Here is a 17,789-nt window from a genome sequence, read left to right on the forward strand (position 1 = left end):
TTTTATAAGTTGAGATAGAAAGGGAAATAAAATGGATGTTAATAATATAGAGTTACCAGAATCACTAAAAGAAGTATTTTGGGACGGGTGGATACTCCTTGGTGTCATATTTATTATATGTACTCTGCTTGTAATTATTAGATCTTATATACCAGATGATATTCTACCTATAATTAAAGGTGCTATAGCATTAGTTATTTTAGGCGGGATATTTTATCTAGGTTATTAAAATAATTATTATAGTTTATGAGTGAAAAGGAGTTAAGATGGCTAAGCGAAAGAAAAAGCAAGATGAATCAATATTGGGATCTTTACTAGTTATTACGTTTTTCGGGGTGTTGTGGAAACCGGAATTTTTAGTGCCGATAGTAATGGTATCGGCAGCAATTATATTATTATATATGTATGTCAATGTAAAAAAGCTAAGAGAACTTCGGCAATCAGGAATTTATGATATTGATAAAATGAGCGGACACCAGTTTGAAAAATATTTAGGAAGTCTATTTCCAGCTTTGGGTTATAAAACAGAGATTACTAAAGCATCTAACGATTTTGGTGCAGATTTAATTTTGAGAAAAAATGATAAAAGAATTATTGTACAGGCAAAACGCTATAAGAATAACGTTGGAATTAAATCTGTTCAGGAGATTGTAGGTGCAAAAGAATTTTATAAAGCTGATGAAACATGGGTTGTTACAAATAGTGAATTTACAGCTGCAGCATACAAACTCGCTAAAGTGAATCGAGTTGTATTAATTAATAGAGAGAAACTTATTAAGTTAATTAGTCAGGGCAAACGAGAAAATAGAAATTAGTGATACAAAAGGTCAGGTATAGACTTATGGAAAAGGCACTATGAAAAGTGTCTTTTTGTTTTGGATATAGAAAAATAATCCAGAAAACTTATATTTTAGTATATAATTTAAAATGAGAATGGCGTGTAATAATATTTTTAATAGTAAAAGAGAACTTTTAATCATTTTTTATTATTGCAACTCGTTTATTTATATATATTTATATTTAATTTATAAAAATGAAATACACGCATAATATGAAAAAAGAGGGGGATTCTTGTGGGTTTACACATTATACCGAATGATTTGCCAAGCTTGACTCCAGGTGAAAGAAGAGTGCTTGAAAAGATTCGCTCTTTATATAAAGACGTGGAGCGAGAAGCGTACTTATATATTCAGCCAAGAATTAGACATTTAGAACCTGATTTTATTTTAATTGATTCACAAAGAGGTGTAACAATCTTTGAAGTGAAAGATTGGGAACTTTCTTATATTAATAGAGCAGATAGAAGAAAAATAGATTTAGCAGATGGAAAACAGGTAGATAATCCATTTTGTAAAGCTAACTTATACCATACTGCAGCACAGAGATTATTTAGGTTGCACGATATTTTAAAAAATGAACGGAACGAATTAAAGTTTAAATTACATACTAATGTTATATTTCCGTATCTTCATTCTAATAAGATTGAAGAGAGTGGATTAGATCAAGTATTTAATCAGCCACCAGCGCAGTGTATTTCATCTGATATGTTAAGTACAATAAATATAAATCAATTATTTAAAAATGAATTTAGTTTCGTAGAAGAAGATGAAATTATTGCAATACGAACACTATTATTTCCAGAAATTAAGGTTAGTTGTAGCGATAATCAAATTAGTACAAAAGAATTAATTACAGCACTAGATGCAGAGCAAGAGCGTTTCGCGAAGCGTGTACCATACGGTCACTATATGGTAACTGGAGTTCCGGGTAGTGGGAAAACGGTTTTATTGCTAGCTCGTGCAATTCATCTAGTACGTGAACATCCAGAATGGAAAATAAAAATATTAACGTATAATAGGTCGTTAAAAACAAAAATTGAAAACAAATTGAATTCTTTAGCAGCTGATCTTGCCTTTATGAATGTGCGCTTGGAGAATATAGATGTTAGCACTTTTCATAAATTTGCGCTAGATACAGCAAGTATATGTGTACCCCAAAAAAATACAGTGAAGTGGTGGAATGAAGAATTACCGGAAGTAGCTATACGGCGAGCTCAATCATCATATGATGCTGTTTTAGTGGACGAATACCAAGACTTTCTAGATGATTGGATTCGATTATGTGTGAAGTCGTGTAAAGAACATACGTATGTTAATAATCAAAAGGAAACTGTTACGGGGATAAATTTATTTTTAGCAGGAGATAGACTACAGAGCATCTATAACAACTCAGATCATAGTTGGAAGAGCTTAGGTATTGATATGCGCGGGAGAAGTTCTTTATTAAAGAAATCTTATCGTGCCGGTAGTCAACATATAGATTTAGCCCTTAATTTCTTGAAACAAGAAAAAAAATTGGAAGAGGAAGTAAATAAATTTTATTGTCCAATGAGCGAACTATCTTTTGAGAATGAAATGAAAGATGGAGTTAGTTTTATTGAAGGATCGTATGAAGATATTAGTAATAAAGTCTACGAGCTTATTAAGCGCAAGGGTTATAAGCCAGAAGATATATTAATTTTGTGTAGAGAAGGAAAAGATTGTGAGAATATACAAAAGAAATTAAATCGTGAGATACGTCAAAAAGTAAAAGTTACAAAAAATATTACTGAAGGACATTTAATTATAACAACATATCATTCATCAAAAGGTCTTGAGGCACCAATTGTCTTTTTAGTTGATGTGGACAAGTTTGAAAGAATGGAGCTTGAACAAAATGATATTAAACTACGTAAGCTGTTATATGTAGGCATGACAAGATCATCTGAGCATTTATACATTCATGCTGGAAGTTATGATAAACCTTCCTTTGGACAAGTATTAAGGAACGAAATATCTTGAGGATATCCTTGAAAATCTAAAGAGGAGTATAATTGAACTGAATGTTAAAACATTAAAGGTGTAGGACGGGGGAATTATGATGATACATACTTTAGTAAGGGGACAAAAGATAGATGTTACAAAGAATCATCCAGAGATGAAAGGGTTACTGGTAGATTTAACTTGGAATGCCCCGATGAATATGGATGTAGATGCATCAGCTTTTTTAGTAGGTTTTAATGGGAAAATTACTAAAGAAGAGGATTTCGTTTTTTATGGACAACCTTATTCTAGTTGTCGATCTGTTCAATTAAATCAAAATATCGCAAATGGAAGTAAACAAAGATTTTCGATAGATTTTACTCATATAAAAGATGAGGTACAAAAGGTTGTATTTTCGATTACAATTCATAATGCTGAAGAGAAGAAACAGGCGCTACGAGATGTTTCCCATATTCAATTGAAAATAAACAACGCACAATCAGGATTAGAAATTATTCATTTTCCTATCACGTATCCATTTACAGATGAAAGTGCCATTATTGTTGGAGAGCTATATCGACATGGAGGAGGATGGAAGTTCAATCCTATAGGAGCTGGTTATTTTGGTGGGTTAGCTGCATTGTGTACAAATTTTGGAATAGAAATTGCAGAAGATGAAAAACAATTGGCGCCTCCTGTAGAGAAGAAAATAGTTCCTACTCCGCCTCCAGTACAAAAAACTATTAATGCAGTGAAGGTTGAATTGAAGAAAAAACAATCTATAAATATACAAAAATCTAAAATGGTAACAGCTATTTTAGAATGGGAAACAAATAAAGATTTAGACTTATATTGTTTTTACGTAACAACTAATGGAGAAATAGGAAAGGTTTATTATAAAAATCTAGGGTCGTCTAAAGTGTCGCCGTATATTGTGTTGGACGGTGATTCGCAAGAAACAGGAAAAGAAACGATTCGTATTTATCGACCAGAAGCTTTAAAATATGTTTTATTTGCTGCGTATAGTGCTGTCGGAAATGGGGTAGGTAGTTTCTATTCTATGAGGGCTAAGGCTGTTGTCGATAATCATATGGGAAGCGTTGTAACAGCACCGTTATTAGAAATAAATGACCATGCTTATTGGGTGTGTATTGCTCATATTGATTTCACGAATTCAAATGAGATGAAAATCTCATATGTGGAAAGTTACTCAAAAGACCATTCAGAGGCTTCACCACTGTTGTACGAGAACGGGAAGTTTCGAATGGATGTAGGGCCGATTGAATTTAAAAATGAAGAGGATTATCAGAAGTATTTTAAATAATAGAGTAGAAAATCATACATCATATTGTATGATTTTTCTTTTATACATAGTTTGGTAAAATAGTAGTAATTGTAATTAATTGTAACGGTGGGATGAAAATGTTAGATCAACTTATAATTGAATTGGCTAAAACAATGAAGCAGGTTGAAGATATAAAAGGTGATAAAACTTATTTGGTTATAAACAAAGATGATGGAGATTTAGACATTGAAATCAAATTTTTACGTGAGCAATATGAAAAGGAAACATCATCTTATTTTAAAGTGAGTTCTGAACTTCTTAAGAACGCTTGGGAAAAATTTATCGATATGCGTACGGTAAAGAGTGAGGATTTCGGACAAGTGAGTGAATGTAATGCTTTCTTAGTAGCTTTCTTTTCACAGCTTCCATTTGTGAATTTAACGGAATCAGGGGCTATTACATTTAAAGAGTTCCAAACTGATAATTTGCCATGTGAGCAGTATCATAAAGTTGTTGGATTTTTGGAAGAGGTAATAAACAATACATACGATCCGAAAAATTTAAGTGATCAAACCAATGGTAATTTGTATAGAGTTAAATCTAAAGGAAGACAAGATTTAAGATTACTGGGATTTTTAAAGGATAATCATAATATTAATACATCTTTATTAAATGAATATATTGAGGCGGAAAATAAGAATGATGTTATTCGAAAGTTAGTTTTAAAGCAGGAATACGTTCACATTGTTATGTTTGTGCTTAATCTTTTAAGAGCATATCAGAGAAGGGACAAGAAAGCAGCTTTAGTACATTTAGCGATGACGATTGTTCGGAACTCTAGAGGGGATAATTTAATGCTAGAATCATTAGCGAAAGAGCGTACGCATAACCTCTTAATGTGGTCTGAGAAATTGGAAATAATTAATGCTGAATGGATTCCAGCCGAACAATACATAAAAAAGAGTGAAGAAAAGGGCGGTAATATGAGTAGTAGTTTACGTGAAGGCTTTTTAAAGATACTGAAAGAATATTTGGATGCAAAAACAGAAAAATTTGCAGGACATAAATTAGGATTAACAGTCCGAAATGATATAGCAACAGAGATCATTCGTTTACCATTTATAAATGAGAAGCAGTACAGTGTGATAGGGTCAGTCGGAAAAGGGAATTGGGCGACAGTTCCATGGATTGCACTAATGCATAGAAGTATTACAACATCGACACAGAGAGGGTATTATATCGTCTATTTATTTAGTGAAGATATGCAACGATTGTATTTGACCATTGGACAAGGTGTAACAGAAACGACTAAAGAAGAGATGCAAAAAATTAAAGAAGAGATTCGTGAACAAATACATATGTCCCAAAAGGTGAAAAAAGATGATGAGATTTTCCTAGGAACAAGCTCAAAAGCAAAAGGATATGCAAATTCAACAGCGGCTTATATTGCATATGATGTTAATAAAATGCCAAGTGAAAAAGAGCTAATAGAGGACCTAGAAGAAATGCTTCGCTATTATGAGGGATTCATAGCTTATAAAGAGGAAGGAACGAAATATGAAATGATTTATGAGAGGAAAGAAGTATATTTAGATCAACAATCAATTATCGAGCATGTGTCTTCTTATATTCAAAGTAAAGGTTTCTTTTATGAGAAAAAGGATCTTATTAATTTCTTCCTTTCATTAAAAACAAAGCCATTTGTAATTTTATCAGGTATTTCAGGTACAGGAAAAACGAAAATTGTGCAGTGGTTTGCAGAGAGTTTAGGGGCTACGGAAGAGAATGGACAATTTACGCTTATTCCAGTTCGACCTGATTGGAGTGATAGCTCTGATTTACTTGGTTATGTGAATCTTCAAGGGGAGTTTCAAGAAAGACCGTTAATTAAGGTGCTTGAAGCCGCAGATGCAAATCCAAATAGACCTTATTTTGTAGTATTGGACGAGATGAACTTAGCTCGAGTGGAATACTATTTTAGTGATTTCTTAAGTGTAATTGAGAGTCGTAAATGGAAAGATGGAAAAATTGTTACGTCACCAGTACTTCCAGAATCAATTACGAATAAGCACATTACTATCCCATCAAATGTATATATTATCGGAACGGTAAACATGGACGAAACGACCCATCCGTTAAGTAAGAAAGTATTAGATCGTGCGAATACAATTGAGTTTAATACCGTTAACTTAGATTATTTTAATTTCTTAATGGATGTAGAACAGAAGGAAGCTGAAATTGCTTCAAATCGCTCTTTAGAAACCGAATATCTTCATTTAAAAGAATGTTTTAAAGAAAACGAAGATCTTGTGAGAAATATATCGAGCGTTTTAATAGAAATAAATAAAACACTTGAATCAGTTGGAGCTCAAGTTGGATATCGTATACGAGATGAAATTTGTTTCTATATGGCATACAACGAGCAAGGAAAGTTATTATCGTTTGATGAAGCGCTTGATTATCAAATATATCAAAAGATTTTACCGCGTCTTGCAGGGAGTGACGGCAGAACAGAAGAGGTATTAAAGCAGTTGTATGTATTATGCGCAAATGAAGAATATGATAGTGGTAATAATGACGCTTCCTATGCTAAGTATCCTCGTTCAGCTAACAAGCTGTCTCATATGTTAAGGAGGTTCGAGTATGATGGTTTCACCTCTTTCTGGATCTAATAATGAAATAGAGCTAGTTAAGATTGAAACAGAGGATCTATCATTGACGATTAAAGGAAATCCTTATCATGAAAAATACGAGAGTTTAAAAGAATATCAAGCTATGAACGCAGATGAAATGATGTATTTTCATGTAGATGGGAAGACGGAATCCGTTTCTGTATTTGATGCGAGATTGCAGAGGCTAGACGAATGGAATGAACACCCACCAATCTTTTTTGAAAATAGAAGTTATCAGCTTGTTGTTGTTCCGAAAAATAACAAGCAGCTCTCTTTTTATCATGAACATCCGGGGTTTCGAAAGCAAGTTAGTTCCATTCAAATGGGGTCACTTCATGTGTTAATGGGAAATCTTTCATTTCCAAATGAAGTAGGAAATACAACGTTTGAAATTAAAGATGAGCAAGATACTTTATTAACTATTACATTTGAAGTTTTTCCGGCAAAACTTGATTATAAGGATGATTACAGAGCCTTATTAGATGAAGTAAATGATGAAATTTATAATTTAGCGTTTCATTTACTAAAGAGAACTTACTTAGGAGCATCTGCAATTTACGCTACAAATCCATCGAAGGGTGAGTTTTATCGTATTTTAAATGATTCCTTTGAGCGGTTTATGAAGTCGATCTCTCACATAAAAAGACAACCACATCATACGCTTATGACTAGACATCAACTAGTACGAGGAGAAAAAATTCGTAAATTGGATTCTGTCGGAATGAATTATTTGCGAAAGCGACCACACTTGCTGCAAGGAGAAAACAGTATACCGACTAAAGGTATTACAGCTTATAAGGAAGTTTCTTATGATACGCTGGAAAATCGATTTGTTAAATGGATGATTCAAAGAGTTGTACATAAAATAGACGATTTACTTAAGGCGCTAGAGAAAAAGTCTAGATATACACGTGGTGAAACTGATGAAGATTTGCTAGAGCGTGTAAAAAATATGAAGTATCGAATGAAAAATGAATTGAACGATCCATTTTGGAGAGCAATCGGAAAATTAGATCGTTCAGTTTTTTCGCTCGTTATCCAAATGGCAGCAGGCTATAGAGATGCGTATCAAATTTTCTTAATGCTATCGCGAGGTTTAACATTACGAGGACAAATTTTTAAAATGTCGGTAAAAGATGTCGCAAGGTTATACGAATACTGGACGTATTTAAAACTTGGACAAATTCTATCTGAAAAATATATACCGCTCCATCAAGATGTTATTCAAGTTAAACAAGATGGTTTATATGTAACGCTTGATGAAAGTAAAGCTGCGAAAAGAACGTTCAAACATCCAGTCACTGATGAAGTAATAGAACTTTATTTCCAGAAAAGAAATGGTAGACTGCCGACAGTTACACAAAAGCCAGATACGATGCTCGCTATTGAGAAAAAGGGAAAGAACTATCAATATCAATACATTTTTGATGCGAAATACCGAATTGATTTTGCTGAAAGATCTCATTATAAAAGGAAGTATGGCACCCCTGGTCCAATGGAAGAAGATATTAACACAATGCATCGTTACAGAGACGCACTAGTAGTAGAACAAGAAGGGCCTTTTGAGCGAACAGCTTACGGAGCGTACGTATTATTCCCATGGAACCAAGAGGAAGCGTACGAGAACCATCCATTTTATAAAAGTATCGGAAAAGTAAATATCGGTGGCTTTCCATTCTTACCAAACGCAACAAGACTAGTCGAACAATTTCTAGATCATCTCATTGAAAAAAGCCCAGAAGAAATTATAAGAGAAGGCATCCTCCCAAGAGGAACAAAAGAAGAATGGCACTCTTCACTAGAAGAAAAAATATTAGTAGGCAGCGTGAAAACTGAAAGTGACTATGAAACGTATAGAAAGAATGGCGTATATCAATTACCAATCAAACAGCTAAAACCAGGATGGCAAGAAGCAAAGTACATAGCATTATATGTACCGAAAAAATGGCACGGAGAAAAAGGGGGAATTCAATACGTAGCCAAAATCAAACACATTCAAATGCAACAAAACGATGAATATATACAGTTCGAACTAGAACCATGGAAAAAACTAGACCACCTCATCCGCCCAGTAGGATATGGCATTCAAACATACACAATAACAACTATGTCGTTATTAAAAGAAGTACAAGAACTCCCAGAACTATTTATGAAATCAAAAGAAGAACGAACTCTTTGGAAAACGCTGCGTCGTTTTACGAAGCAAGTTAAGGTTGAGCTGGATCATCGCAATTTAGATGAGGCTTCTGCTATTAAGAGTTATTATGTGCAGGATGTTCAGATTTGGGTTGATTATGAGAGTGGGGTTGTTATGGTTGGGGGAGATGGGCGAGTTAAGGAAGTTCCTTTGGAGTTGGTTGTTGGGAGAGGTTCGGTGTTGTTTAGGGAAGTTTTAGAAGTGCTGAATGTTAGGGAATAGCGCTTAGATACAAATGGGATTGAGTAATGGATAAGAGACTGAATTTATTTTTATAAGGAACAAGTGAGTTGTCGCAAGATGCTTTTATTAGAGTGATTGAGCCTATGATATGGAGAAGAGAATGAAATGTTTTATATGAAATAAGGATAAATTTGATTATAGAAATAGCAATCTGATTCACTGATCTTTGAATGGGATTGCTATTTTTTAGTATGAAAATAGTGATTATATTTAAAAACTACAGAATAGAGTGTGGAAGGTTTCCATGGGAATTGAACGGTAAAAAGAGTTGTTTTGGATATTATTCAAGATGTTTAAACTATATCTTTTAGGAAAGAGTAATAATTTTATCAAGATATTGTGTCTATAAAATTTTAATGGGTGGTAATTGATGGTATTATTTTTTTGGTTATCATAAACCATATAAAGTTTTGTAACAACCAATTGGAGGCGAAATCTTGGATAAAAGAGAATATATCAAATTACAAACGACTGACTTTTCTGGTTTTGAGTGGACACTCACAAATTCTTTGAGAGCTTTTTGTGTTCCAGATCAATATTTAGTAAATGGGATATCAATTGCTTTTTTAACTTTACTGTGGCAGAAAACGGAAGATCAAGAAAGTTCTACGTTAACATCAGTAATAACTAAGAAAATTAAAAATGAAACAACGGCACACTATTTAAATAATATAGCTTTTGAATTTGGAAATTTGATTTTTGATTTGAATAATCGATATGAAGAAGAGGTTCTTGTTGCATATATTTTATTTGCTGGACCAAATCGGTATTCTTCTGTTAGTGAATATGTGACACCGCAAGGAATTACTAATTTAGCTATTGGTATCCTTGATATTAAGCAAGAAGATATAGTTATGGACATGGGATCGGGATTAAATACTTTCTTAATTGCTGCTAGTGCAGCTGAAAATATGGCTAAGTATTTTGGTATTGAGATTAATACCCAGAGCGTAGTGGTCGCTAATATTAGAAGTTTTGTTGTTGATAATAGTATTACAGTAGTTCAAGGAGATATGCTTTTAAAACCTTTCAATGAGATAGGCGCTAATAAAATCTTTTCCAACTATCCAATGGGGATGAAACTAGCTCAATTAAAACAGAAAGTTGATATGAATCCTACATTGAGAAAGTTCTTTGGAACTATGAAAAGAAATATTTCTTCAGACTGGATTTATAACTTTGCAGTTTTAGATAATCTTTCTGATTCAGGAAGAGCCGTTGTTCTTATGACAAATTCAGGAACCTGGAATAGTTCAGACGAATTGATTCGTAAGTATTTTGTTGAATCAGGAAATATTGAGGGAGTCATTTTGCTGCCGGAACGACTTTTTACAGGAACAAGTATATCGGCGACAATGTTAGTACTTGGAAAGAGAAAAAATAATACAGTTAAAATGGTTGATGCTTCGGCTATATATACGAAGGGCAGACGTCAGAATACTCTCGAAGAAAAAGACATTGCCCGTATTTTAGAATGCTATAATACAACTTCGGAATTTAGCAGAATTGTTTCAATAGAAGAAATTGCAAATGAAGAGTACTTCTTAAATCCGCAGAGATTTATTCTATCACAGTATGATACAACAAATGGTATTCCTTTTAGAGAGTTTTGTATTCGTATTTCTAGAGGGGCCCAAATTAAGTCGTCTGAATTAGATGAAATTTCGACCGCTGATTCCACGGGATTACATTATTTAATGCTTCAGAATATTCACGAGGGGTTAATTGATGAGAAGTTACCGAATTTAAAGAATATTGAAACTCGATATGAAAAGTATTGTATCCATGACAATGACTTAATTTTATCAAAGATAGGCTCCCCATTTAAGGTTGGATTGGCTCAAGTAGAACCAGGTGAAAAAATTCTCGCAAATGGTAACCTTTACTTCATTGAGTTGGATGATAGCAAAATAAACCCTGTGTTTGTTAAAGCTTTCTTAGAAAGCGAAATCGGTCAGGCGCAACTCTCTAAGCTTGCAAAAGGTTCATCTATGATGAGCATCAGTATACGTGATTTAAATCAACTACTAATACCGAATATTTCGCGTGAAGAGCAGGAAAAACTTGCAGAACAGTATCTGGAGCTTTGTGATGATATTTTAATTCTTCGAAAGCAACTGGAGAAGATTAAAGATAAGAAGGCAAATTTATTAAATCGAGTGGAGGATTTTGATGAATATGGAGATAACAAATGATCAACTCCTAGATGTTATAGCTGAAGCATCTTATCGATTACATTCTGAATTAAGAGCGGCAGACAAGGGAAACAGGTTAAAAAGTTATTTGCATTCAATTGGTATGGGAGATCTTTTTCCAGAAGAGAAAGATGATCACAGATTTGAATCCTATCGAGACGGAAAGATATTGATTATAGGTGGGAATGAAGTGAAGCCTCAAGATATATTAGGCGCATTGAAAAGTTTAGGAATACCAAAAGAGCAAGTTGAACTCTGTTTAGGGTATGATAAAGCTAAAAAATATCAATATAGTAAGTTACAGTACAATCCAAAATATAGGATAGTATTATTTGGTCCTATACCACACTCAGTTGCGGGAAAAGGAGAATACTCAAGTATTATTACGTACCTTGAGTCCGAAGAGGGGTTTCCTCGTATTGTAAGACTTACAGCTAACAAAGAATTGAAAATGACTAAATCTAGTATCAAATTTGCAGTAAATGAATTTTTACATACTGGATACCTTGCACCGTGTTAATTGGAAAGACTCTTTGATAAGCTAATGAAGGATTACACATTTTTATAGGTGAGGTGTTGTGAAATAAATTTGTTTAGGCTCATAAAAAAATATATGAACGTAGTGTTGGCTGTATTAGAGCATTTGATAATGTATCAAATGTTCTTAGTTTTAACTTGAGAAGAGCATGTAGCAAGGCGAAATTAGAAATTCGAAGAAAGGCTCTTAACGGTGAGAGAAACCTAAAAAGTATCTTTAATGATGGAAAAGAAGCGGTATTGTAACAAAAAAATAAGGAAAATAAATGTGAAGAGGGGAAAATAAATGGATGATTTTTATTCACCACAGAAAAGGGGAGGGGTAATTGCCTCAAAAATTGAACATCAGGATACGGTGGGGGTAATCTTTGCTACAGAACTTCTCGATAAGAATTCGAAGTATGGGAATTTTGATAGGGATGATAAACCTTGGATTATAGTTCCAGAAGGAAACGATGACTTAGAAGTACTTTTTAAAGAGGATAGAATTTTTATTCAAGTTAAATCTACACGGATAAGCAAGAAAAATGATTTAGAAAAAATTTTTGCGAGTTTCAAACAAAACTTACAAATGTTAACAGATAAAGATTTAGATATTCAAGCGCATTTTATATTATATGCGCTTAGTGGGCTAGGAGGTAAATTAGAGGGATTTGATACTAAATTAACGGAATTATTAAACGGGATTGGGGTTTATGAAGAATCAGAAATTAAATCGAGAAAAACCAATTTATTAAATCAATACAATATAAGCTTGGATTACAGTGAGATTCTTGAGCATTTAGAAGTGCGGACACAAGGGTTATTTAAAGATAGTGAAGAAGTGACCTCTATTTTTAATTATAAATTAAGAAAAAGTTATAACATTAGAGATTTTGGCGATAAATTACTGGATAAGATATTTAAGGAGCTTCTTGAGAAGTTTGCAGAAGGTAGACGAACACGGAAGCCAATAAGGCGTAAAGAATTTTTAGTTAAAATCCATTCTATTATTAAGGAAAATGAATTTTGGGTGATGGATGATTTAATGATACAAACGGGGTACTCTAAGACAAGTATCGGATATGAAAAGATAGATAAAAGTATTAACAGAGAATTACAGAAACAGATTAATAAGTCGAAGAAAAATATTACAAGACAATGGAAAAAAGAATATTGGTTCGCAGGAACCATTGGTGGATTTTTAGCAGGGAATTGGAAGAAGTGTGCATCTTGCGGGCATCCAATGATGGCGAATTTTGGTGGGTTAGGTGGTATAGCTTGCCCAGATTGTGGATATCAACCATATGTAACTCTTTTTTTAGGGTGCTCATGCGGTAATTCAAAGATGATAAAAAAACAACCAGCATTGACAGGAGAAGGAGTTTTTGAAGCGGTTAGGGAGTATTTTGTTAATAATTCGTCCGAATGTGATAATTGTAATAAAGAAATGTTGGATGATTATTGGAAATTCCGTATAATGTTATTGCCATTCCCCTATCCGATTAAAGAATATACTCAAAAATTAAAAGAAGGACTTTCTACAAAAACACTAATTATAAACATTATTATTTTAATAATGTTAGTTTATCTATTTATTTTCTTTAAATAAGTGATCTTTATTTTATGTTATATCGATAGGACATGAGGGAGAAAATACATTTATATGGCATATTGATGTTATTCGATCAAAATATAATAAAATGGCTTTTAAATCTAACAGTAAGTTATGAAATTACAGTTCTTCGTTTAGTCAGGTGATAGATAGAAAAACGATAATGTATGTGATTTGAATGTTTCACATCATAAATTAATTTATACATAAGTTTAGAAGGGTTTTAGGATTTTGAAAGAACAAATTGGGAATTATCTAATATTAAATTACATTCAATAGATGAAGATTATTTACCCCGAAAACTTTTAAAATCAAAAGGGAAGTTTCATGACCGAGAGCAGCTAATAACGACCTTTATAGAAAATCATAAAACAGAATTAGCAAGTGTATATTCTGATTTTTATATAAGGAGAGATAGGGATTTTTCTTATATTAATCCATTAGTAATAGAAATAGAACGAATCTTAAATATAAAAAATATATTACGTGTCAAAAAAGAAGAAGTTTCTGAGGAGATTTCTAGTGTAACTGAAATGTTTTATAGTAATGAAAAGTACAATTCTATTATGAAAAAAGATGACCGAGAAATTTATTTAATGAAGGGATCTGAAATTTCAAGTGAGGAAAAAGGCTCTATCACTCAGAGCGCTAGCAAAACAAGAAAGAACATTATTGGTAATAAAAAGGTAGCGAAAAGTGAAAATGAGGCGATTTTAATTTTAGTAGATAATATAAAATGTAGAAGTGCAAATCATGCAGCTACAATTGTAACTGGAAGGTCAACAAATGCTAATGAATTTTGGATAAAAAAAGAATCATAAAGGTAACGATATAATATTTTTGAATTAACACTCGATGTCTTTGGTTATCAGTTAGTCCAAATGTCACTTTTAAATTACCTTCCATGCCCCTTCTTCCTAGATATATGACAGATAGGGGCTTTACATTTTGAGTGAGGACGGGAGGAATCGGGATGGCGGTGTATCGTAATGTTCAGGTGAATTTTTGACAGGATGATTTTGTTTTGAATTTGATGCCGGAGGAGCGGTATTTTTATATGTATTTGTTAACTTGTTCGAGAGGATAAATTTAAAAATTATCTATATTACTCATACTAAATTACCTTTATATATTCCCCTTGCACCTCACCCAACGTCATCCCCTAACCTAAAGAAGACAAATCAAAAGGGGGATCAAACCACTCATGAAAACCACCAAAAAAGAAAAAAGAAACACCATCATCATGCTACTACTCTCAGCGGTAATAGGAATCTTTTCACCACTACTCATGTACATCACACTGGCGCGTAAAAATGAAGTGTACAAATACCATTGCCGAAAGGCGTTCAATTTTCATTTATTAATTTTTCTTCTATTTAATATTAGTTCGCGTATTAGTGATGTTTTGCTTTGGATTGTATTTGCCTTTGAGGTCATTCAAGTGATCATTGTTGCGTGGAAAGTAACACGCGATGAGCCATATCGTTATTTCATTCGAATTCCTGTATTTAAAGAAGATAAGTATGTAGTGGAAGGAGAATAGGTGATGAAACAAGAAGTGGAGGTAAAGGTAAATCGATTTTCCGTTATGATTGCAGTATTGTTTATTGCGATTTATATCGTTTTACGAAAAAGAGAGTGTGAGTACCTTTATGACGGTATTAGTGAGTATGAACATCGTTATAGAGGGGATGTTCCTTTTGTATTGCTTGTTGTAGGTTTATTTCAATATTGTAGGCAGAATGAGATGAGTTTTTCTCATATGCTTCAGTATGTGAAAGAGAAGTTATCGGAGTAGGTGATGATATGGCGTGGATGATTAGTGAGTTTGCAAGTGTTGGGGATGTTACGGTGCGGACGCTTCGTTATTATGACAAGATTAATTTATTAAAGCCGAGCGATTATACTGAGGGCGGACATCGGTTATATAGGAAAGATGATTTGTATGTGCTGCAGCAAATTCAATCGTTTAAGCATCTCGGTTTTTCGCTTGGGGAGATTAAAAATATTATATTGCAGCGTGATATAGAGACGGAAGAATTTTTAAGACAAATGCAATTTCAAAGGGAATTGCTTTTGGCAGAGCAAGAAAGAATTGCGAAGGTGCTTTCGCATATGGATGAGATGACGAAGAAGTTTCAAAAGGAAGAACGAGTGGATGTTGCTTTGTTTTCTTCTTTTCTACAAACTTTTATATGGGAGAAAGAAAATAAAGAATGGCTAGAGGAACACTTTTCAAAGGAGAGTGTTCAAACGTTTTATAATAATAAGGAATTAAAAGAAAAGTTTGATCGGCGATTTATGGATGTGATAGGGAAGTTGAAAAAGTATAAGGTAGAAGAGAAGGATCCGAGTCATCAAGATGTTCAAGTTACCTTGAAGGAATTTTTCAATGTAATAGAAGAGGTAATGAATTCCCTTGATACACCTCAAAGTGATATAGAGGATATAATCCAAAAATCAAACCTCCCACTATCCGAATTCCCAACCCTCTTCACCACCGAAGAAGAAAACTATATAAAAGAAGCAATGAAGCAGTTTAACAACTAGTTAAACTGCTTTTCCATTATAATAGAAGAAAAGCCAAATGGAGGGAAATCCCATGCCAACCTACAACAAACTAATCAGAAACAAAATCCCACAAATAATAAAATTCAACGGAAAAACACCCACAACAAGAATCCTACCCGAAGATGAATACATAAAAGAAATCTGCAAAAAAACACAAGAAGAACTAACCGAATACCTAGAAGCAGACACAAAAGAACATAAACTAGAAGAATTATCCGACCTCCTAGAATTAATAAACGCCCTAGCCGAATACGAAGGTACAACACTAAAAGAAATCAACAACATCTGTAAAAAGAAAGCAGAAGAAAGAGGTGGCTTCTCAGATCGAGTTTTCCTAATTGAAATAACCGATAACTAGTTCCTACCAAGTAATAAATCACTAAGAAAAAAGAAAAAACAACTACTGTAGTTTTCGTCAAAAAGATTTGAAATAATAGGCTGAAAACTTGTTCCTCCTTCCTATATATTACGAAGGACCTTTCTATTTTTGATATGCGAATATCGTCTGCATACATATTTTAAAGGAAGAACAGCAACGCTTAAATAAGCGTTGCTGTTCTATTAATTCGTAAACTTTAAATAACATGTCAATACTCTTCAGAAAAACAGAATGGATTACAGTATCGATTAGAGTTTTAGGATTTTTTATCGATCTTAATTAATATAGTATGTTCTTGATGCTTTTTAATCGAAGTGGAAAATGTTTTTTGGGGAGGGATGGGTGAAGGAGGAGGGAATCCAATTTTATTAGAAATTATTTTTATTTTTCTTTGTAGATCTTTCTTTTGTACGGGAGTAAGGTGATTAACAAAGTTATGACAGCAACTATCTATTACTTTATCTAATAGACGGAGAACTTTATCAAATATATATTGATGTACTGAGAGAGTGTATTTTTGTTTTAATGATCTTGTAAAAACAATATCTTTTAGTCTTTCGTTATTTAAACTATCATCGCCGATCATATCGTTAATGCAGTCTTTTTGAAAATCCTTTGAGGATTTATTAAATTCATCTAACTTGGTAAATGTTTTTATACTTTCTACATTGTTAGCATTTATTTTGCGTTTAATATAAATATCAGCTACGTATTCTTTATTGTCGGGGTGTATATTAGTTAAATGGTGAATCTCAGTTAATCCATGTCTTCCAGCTCCAGATTGTTCCGCCCTAATTTTCCAGTGAGTGTTAACATCTTTTCCATTAATGTATTTTTTTACGGTCTTTTTTTGTATGTTACATTGCTTAGCGATATCATCTTCTGTATAACCATTATCAAGTAAAAAACTAATCATTCGTTCTACCTCATAACCTGTTTTTTTCTTGGATTTTAATTCAACACGGAGACGTTTTAGAATCCTAGAGTCTTTTGAGGTGATTTTTTCCACTTTGCATGTTACGACTGGAATATTTAAATGTTTTAAAGCCCAAAAACGACGATAACCTTCGACTAATATAAAACAATTTAAATTTTTTTCTTCTACAATAAGTGGTTCTATTAATCCATGTTCTTTAATGTTTGTAGCAAGGCTAAAATCCTCTAAATTCTTTCGGAATTCCTCTTCTAGTTTAATATGTTCTAAAGCGATGCGTTTAAAGTTCAATATAAACCACCTACTTGTTTTAGGGTTTATTAATGAATATTCAATAAGTAATTTGTACGATTACTTAACTTATAAATTTAATGTTATAGG

The 17,789-nt window shown here is 33.0% G+C and carries 14 protein-coding genes and 1 pseudogene; 14 read left to right on the plus strand and 1 reads right to left on the minus strand.

Annotated features, from left to right (window positions below; all coding sequences use genetic code 11):
* The first annotated feature begins 266 nt into the window (after window positions 1–266).
* The 14 genes and pseudogenes from MR143_RS18330 (at window position 267) to MR143_RS18390 (ending at window position 16,453) form a co-directional block, all read left to right on the plus strand.
* On the plus strand, window positions 267–815 hold the full coding sequence (locus MR143_RS18330) for a restriction endonuclease (RefSeq protein ID WP_001129142.1): 549 nt from the start codon (window positions 267–269) through the stop codon (window positions 813–815).
* A gap of 258 nt (window positions 816–1,073) precedes the next feature.
* A complete protein-coding gene (locus tag MR143_RS18335; RefSeq protein ID WP_000522844.1) occupies window positions 1,074–2,840 on the plus strand; it encodes a UvrD-helicase domain-containing protein in 1,767 nt (588 codons plus the stop codon).
* Between the two features lie 79 nt (window positions 2,841–2,919).
* Complete coding sequence (locus MR143_RS18340) at window positions 2,920–4,125, plus strand: TerD family protein (RefSeq protein WP_242280884.1); 1,206 nt, start codon at window positions 2,920–2,922, stop codon at window positions 4,123–4,125.
* A 98-nt stretch (window positions 4,126–4,223) separates the two neighbouring features.
* Window positions 4,224–6,758, plus strand: coding sequence for an MrcB family domain-containing protein (locus tag MR143_RS18345; RefSeq protein ID WP_199718344.1), 2,535 nt, complete (start codon window positions 4,224–4,226; stop codon window positions 6,756–6,758).
* On the plus strand, window positions 6,733–9,177 hold the full coding sequence (locus tag MR143_RS18350; RefSeq protein ID WP_199718350.1) for a restriction endonuclease-like protein: 2,445 nt from the start codon (window positions 6,733–6,735) through the stop codon (window positions 9,175–9,177). Before MR143_RS18345 ends, MR143_RS18350 begins: the two co-directional genes overlap by 26 nt.
* A 458-nt stretch (window positions 9,178–9,635) precedes the next feature.
* On the plus strand, window positions 9,636–11,393 hold the full coding sequence (locus MR143_RS18355) for an N-6 DNA methylase (protein WP_000361139.1): 1,758 nt from the start codon (window positions 9,636–9,638) through the stop codon (window positions 11,391–11,393).
* A complete protein-coding gene (locus tag MR143_RS18360) occupies window positions 11,371–11,913 on the plus strand; it encodes a hypothetical protein (RefSeq protein ID WP_001055667.1) in 543 nt (180 codons plus the stop codon). The genes MR143_RS18355 and MR143_RS18360 overlap by 23 nt, the downstream gene beginning before the upstream one ends.
* Window positions 11,914–12,216: 303 nt before the next feature.
* Window positions 12,217–13,521 carry a TFIIB-type zinc ribbon-containing protein gene (locus tag MR143_RS18365; RefSeq protein WP_000340866.1) on the plus strand — a complete coding sequence of 435 codons (1,305 nt, stop codon included), beginning with the start codon at window positions 12,217–12,219 and terminating at the stop codon, window positions 13,519–13,521.
* A gap of 569 nt (window positions 13,522–14,090) precedes the next feature.
* Window positions 14,091–14,345 (plus strand): hypothetical protein, encoded by a 255-nt coding sequence (locus MR143_RS18370; RefSeq protein WP_242280885.1) that lies wholly within the window; start codon window positions 14,091–14,093, stop codon window positions 14,343–14,345.
* 152 nt (window positions 14,346–14,497) lie between these two features.
* Window positions 14,498–14,605: pseudogene (locus tag MR143_RS33720) on the plus strand (DnaD domain-containing protein); the annotation flags it as partial.
* Window positions 14,606–14,728: 123 nt separating this feature from the next.
* Window positions 14,729–15,067 carry a DUF4870 domain-containing protein gene (locus tag MR143_RS18375; protein ID WP_000858883.1) on the plus strand — a complete coding sequence of 113 codons (339 nt, stop codon included), beginning with the start codon at window positions 14,729–14,731 and terminating at the stop codon, window positions 15,065–15,067.
* Window positions 15,068–15,070: 3 nt separating this feature from the next.
* The gene (locus tag MR143_RS18380; protein ID WP_000808341.1) at window positions 15,071–15,322 is read left to right on the plus strand and encodes a hypothetical protein; all 252 of its coding nucleotides are present in this window, start codon (window positions 15,071–15,073) and stop codon (window positions 15,320–15,322) included.
* An 8-nt stretch (window positions 15,323–15,330) separates the two neighbouring features.
* A complete protein-coding gene (locus tag MR143_RS18385) occupies window positions 15,331–16,074 on the plus strand; it encodes a MerR family transcriptional regulator (RefSeq protein ID WP_242280886.1) in 744 nt (247 codons plus the stop codon).
* 52 nt (window positions 16,075–16,126) lie between these two features.
* On the plus strand, window positions 16,127–16,453 hold the full coding sequence (locus tag MR143_RS18390; protein WP_001143670.1) for a nucleoside triphosphate pyrophosphohydrolase: 327 nt from the start codon (window positions 16,127–16,129) through the stop codon (window positions 16,451–16,453).
* Between the two features lie 277 nt (window positions 16,454–16,730).
* Here MR143_RS18390 and MR143_RS18395 read toward each other — a convergent pair whose 3' ends face one another.
* Window positions 16,731–17,699: a ParB/RepB/Spo0J family partition protein gene (locus MR143_RS18395; protein ID WP_001009786.1), complete on the minus strand. Its 969-nt coding sequence runs from the start codon at window positions 17,697–17,699 to the stop codon at window positions 16,731–16,733.
* Window positions 17,700–17,789 lie beyond the last annotated feature (90 nt).

Source organism: Bacillus cereus group sp. BfR-BA-01347, assembly GCF_022663835.1.
Taxonomy (GTDB): Bacteria; Bacillota; Bacilli; order Bacillales; family Bacillaceae_G; genus Bacillus_A; species Bacillus_A thuringiensis_K.